Genomic DNA, 3,492 nt, shown 5'->3' on the forward strand with positions numbered 1-3,492 from the left:
GTCTTCCCGCGGCGTCAGCTCGCTCTTGACGAGGCCGAAGACGTTGTAGGCGGCGACCGAGAAGACCACCGAGACGACGATGACGACAAGCGGCGCGTTGAGGCAAAACCGCAGCGAGGACGCATAGACGCTGGCAAACGCGTTGCCGAAGGCGCCGAGCAGGCCGTGGTCTTCCTTCATCGGYTTGGTCAGCATGCGCGACGCAAGCATTGGGCAGAGCGTCAGGGCGGTCACCGACGACAGCGCCACCGAAAAGGCGAGAACGAAGCCGAATTCCTTGAACAGGCCGCCGATCTGGCCGGGCAGGAAGGACAGCGGAATGAAGACGGCCGCGAGCGTCGCGGTCGTCGCGATGACGGCGAAAAACACTTCCTGGGTGCCGAGCACGGCGGCGGCGCGCGGTCCCATGCCTTCCGCCCGTCGTCGGACGATGTTTTCGAGCACGACGATCGCGTCGTCGACCACCAGACCGGTCGCCAGGACGATGGCGAGCAGCGTCAGGATGTTGATCGAGAAGCCGACGAGATAGATCGCCACCAGCGTGCCGATCAGCGCCACGGGCATGGTGATCGCCGGGATCAGCGTGGCGCGCCAGTCGCGCAGGAACAGGAAGATGACCACGACGACGACCGCCGCCGAGAGCATCAATGCGGTCTCGACTTCGTGCAGCGCGCCCTGGATGAAGATCGCGTCGTCGCCGGTAACCGCGATGCGGGTGCCTTCCGGCAAGGTCTTCTGCATCTCCGCGACGGCGGCCTTGACGCCTTCGGAAATGTTAAGCGTGTTGGATTGCGCCTGGCGGATGATGCCGAGGCCGACGCCCTGCACGCCGTTGGCGCGCAACACGGTCGTGCCGTCGTCCGGGCCGAGCGCCACGGTCGCCACATCGCGGATGCGGACGTTCGGCCCGATCAGGACGTTTTCGAAATCCTGCGGCTTGGTGAGGCTGGCGGTGGCGCGAACGACGATGTCCTGCGTCGTGCTCTTCAGCGAACCGGCCGGAACGTCGAGAGCGGCGCTCGACAGCGCCTTGGAAACGTCGGCAACGGTCAAGCCGCGACCGGCCAACGCAGCCTGGTTGATGTCGACGCGGAATACCTTGTCCTGGTCGCCGTAAAGTTCGACGTCCGCCACACCTTCCACGGCGGCGAGGCGGTCGACGACCGCGTTTTTGACCAGCTGGGTCAGGTTTTCCATCGACATCTTCGAGGATGTCACCGCCAGGCGCATGATGGCGTCGGAATCGGCGTCAGCCTTGACGATGCGGGGCTCGTCGGCATCTTCCGGCAATTTGTTGATGACCCGGCCGACGGCATCGCGCACGTCGTTGGCGGCTTCCGACAGGTTGATGCTATCGGAAAATTCCATCGTCACGCGGCTGGAGCCGAACTGCGACTGCGATGACAGCGCCTTCAGGCCGGACACGCGGGCGACCGCGCCTTCGATGACCTGGGTGACTTCCTGGTCCATCGTCTGCGGCGAGGCGCCGTCGTAATTGGTGCGTACCGTGATGACCGGCTGGTCGACGTCGGGAAGTTCACGCACTTCGACGCCGGCAAGCGCCGCAAGACCCGCGACGACGAGCAGGGTGTTCAGGACGGCGGCAAGAACGGGCCGGCGGACGAAGAGAGCGGTGAAGCTCTGGCTGGATTTCTCCGCATCGCCCTTCCCCTCGTCGTCGTGGCCATGCCCCGGAAGCTCCATCTTCATTGGCGCGCCACCTCAGCGGTTTCCGGCGCGCCGAAAACCCGGACCGACGCCCCCTCCCTCACCCGTTGCAGACCTTCGGTCACTATCCTGTCGCCCTCTTGGAGCTCGGCGCCCACGAGCACCGCATCGGGATTGCGCTGAACGACGCGCACCCGGGTCTTGACCGATTTATTGTCCTTGACCTGCCAGACATAGGAACCCTCGCCGTCCCACTGGACGGCGAGCGGATCGACCGCCGGGTAGCTTTCGCCGGCAAAGCGCATGCCGACATTGAAGGCCATGCCGGCGCGCAGAACATCGCCCGGATTTTCGACACGGGCGCGGATGCGCATCGTGCGGCTTGCCGCGTCGATACGGTTGTCGATCGCCTCGACCTTGCCGGAGAAGACCTGGCCCGGACGGGCGATCGAGCTCGCGTCGACTGCCTGGCCCGGCTCGATGGCGACGGCGAAACGCTCCGGCGCCCAGAAATCGACCAAAATAGCCGTGCGGTCGTCGATCGTCACCACATTGGTCTGGGTGGTGACGTTGTCGCCGATATTGACCGCGACGATGCCCGCGATGCCCGCGATCGGCGCGACGATATCGCGGCGCTTCAAGTTGAGTTCGGCCGTGGCGAGCGCAAGCTTGGCAGCCTGTTCGGCGATCTGGGCATTGAGCACGTCGAGGCGCGAGAACGACTGGAGGTTCTTGTAGGAAGCGGATTTTTCCTGGGCGCTCTGCAGCGCGACCTGCGCCTTTTCGCGCTCGATCGTCTGTTCTTCGTCGTCGAGGCGGGCGAGCACCTGGCCCTTGGTGACCTTCTGGCCGGAAACGACCCTGATCTCGTTGATCGTGCCGGAAGACTGCGGCATGACGACGACGGACTGGATCGCCTCGCCGCTGCCGATCGCCGTGAGGCGGTCGTTGACGGTGCCGATCGCCACCGGCTGGGCGACGACGAGCGTGGCGCGGTTGCCACCCTGTCCGCCCTGGCCGCCTGCCCCGCGCTGGCCGTTCTGGCCCGCGTTGTTCTGGGCCGCGTTCGCGGCTMCGTTCTGCGAATTTCCCTGTGCTGCGCCCTGGCCTTGCTGGCGCGTCGCCGCATTGCCGTTGGCACTGCCGGCTGCTGCCGTTGCGGGCTGGGGGGCATGTTTCGGGCTTATGGCGGCAATCACTCCACCGGGAACGCCGATCTTTGCAAGCGTGGCTCCTGCACTCGGCACCAGGTAAACCCACAGAGCCAGCGCTCCCGCCAGGACGGCGAGACAGAGCAGAAGCTGTTTCCAAATCCGCATTCAATTCTCCGAAGGAGGCACGAAAAGGCCATATTGCCCGGGAGTATCCTTTTTTGCGGGTGCTCACGCAATGGGTCTTCGGCAACCTTACAAAAATGTAACCTCGCGAAATCTCACGGGTATGTTAGACGGCAAGCATACTTATACTCCTAAAATTGCCGCTTTCGCAGAGCGCAACCGGCAGCCTCTTCACACTTTAGCCTTGCCTTGTGTGGAGACTGGGAATGAAAGCAGAACATTTTCTGGTCTTTCAGGTCCGAATCACTACATTGGCCGCATGACGAACAGTTTCGACGACATTCCGTTCTTCGATGAAGAACCGCAGCACCCGCAGGCGCCGCGCAACACGGCCCCCGCTCCGGCACAGGCTGAGGGCAGTGGCGGCCTCGGCATCGCCGCGCGGGCCATGGCGGCCCGCGACCAGCATCGTGCGCCCGACTATCTCGCAGGCCTCAACCCCGAGCAGCGGCTGGCGGTCGAGACGCTGAACGGACCGGTTCTCGTG

At 64.5% G+C, this 3,492-nt stretch carries 3 protein-coding genes; 1 reads left to right on the forward strand and 2 read right to left on the reverse strand.

The genetic code is table 11. The features are described from left to right. Window positions 1-1,710: efflux RND transporter permease subunit (locus AC1DSN_RS20125; RefSeq protein ID WP_477332463.1), on the reverse strand; the 1,710-nt coding region annotated here is incomplete at its 3' end. Then, window positions 1,707-2,867 (reverse strand): efflux RND transporter periplasmic adaptor subunit, encoded by a 1,161-nt coding sequence (locus AC1DSN_RS20130; protein ID WP_477332465.1) that lies wholly within the window; start codon window positions 2,865-2,867, stop codon window positions 1,707-1,709. The genes AC1DSN_RS20130 and AC1DSN_RS20125, both read right to left, overlap by 4 nt. 397 nt (window positions 2,868-3,264) lie before the next feature. On the opposite strand from AC1DSN_RS20130, the gene AC1DSN_RS20135 reads away from it, so the two are divergent. Beyond that, the coding region (locus AC1DSN_RS20135; RefSeq protein ID WP_477332467.1) for a hypothetical protein at window positions 3,265-3,492 on the forward strand (228 nt) is incomplete at its 3' end.

The organism is Luteibacter sp. P4_D7_3 (genome assembly GCF_056401735.1).